Source organism: Vibrio sp. VGrn 2 (genome assembly GCF_009361695.1).
GTDB classification, from domain to species: domain Bacteria; phylum Pseudomonadota; class Gammaproteobacteria; order Enterobacterales; family Vibrionaceae; genus Vibrio; species Vibrio diabolicus.
The window spans coordinates 1-931 of sequence record NZ_RBWD01000042.1 but is presented as its reverse complement, the minus strand read 5'-3'; the positions used below and the strand labels follow the sequence as shown (position 1 = coordinate 931).

Sequence of the window (931 nt, the reverse complement as noted above, 5' to 3'; positions counted from 1 at the left end):
AGCCTACGCACTTGAACCTGGACAACCGTCGCCAGGCCCACCTAGCCTTCTCCGTCCCCCCATCGCAATTGTAAGAAGTACGGGAATATTAACCCGTTTCCCATCGACTACGCCTTTCGGCCTCGCCTTAGGGGTCGACTTACCCTGCCCCGATTAACGTTGGACAGGAACCCTTGGTCTTCCGGCGAGGAGGTTTTTCACCCCCTTTATCGTTACTCATGTCAGCATTCGCACTTCTGATACGTCCAGCATGCGTTACCACACACCTTCAACCGCTTACAGAACGCTCCCCTACCCAATACTCAAAGAGTATTGCCGCAGCTTCGGTTTACTACTTAGCCCCGTTACATCTTCCGCGCAGGCCGACTCGACCAGTGAGCTATTACGCTTTCTTTAAATGATGGCTGCTTCTAAGCCAACATCCTGGCTGTCTGAGCCTTCCCACATCGTTTCCCACTTAGTAGTAATTTGGGACCTTAGCTGGCGGTCTGGGTTGTTTCCCTCTCCACGACGGACGTTAGCACCCGCCGTGTGTCTCCCGGATAGTACTTACTGGTATTCGGAGTTTGCAAAGGGTTGGTAAGTCGGGATGACCCCCTAGCCTTAACAGTGCTCTACCCCCAGTAGTATTCGTCCGAGGCGCTACCTAAATAGCTTTCGGGGAGAACCAGCTATCTCCAGGTTTGATTGGCCTTTCACCCCTAGCCACAAGTCATCCGCTAATTTTTCAACATTAGTCGGTTCGGTCCTCCAGTTGATGTTACTCAACCTTCAACCTGCCCATGGCTAGATCACCTGGTTTCGGGTCTATATCCAGAGACTGAACGCCCAGTTAAGACTCGGTTTCCCTACGGCTCCCCTAGATGGTTAACCTTGCCACTGAATATAAGTCGCTGACCCATTATACAAAAGGTACGCAGTCACAGGACAA

The 931-nt window shown here is 51.9% G+C and carries 1 rRNA gene; it reads right to left on the bottom strand.

The window, feature by feature from the left end:
* A 23S ribosomal RNA gene (locus D8S93_RS24750) occupies window positions 1–931 on the bottom strand; the annotation flags it as partial.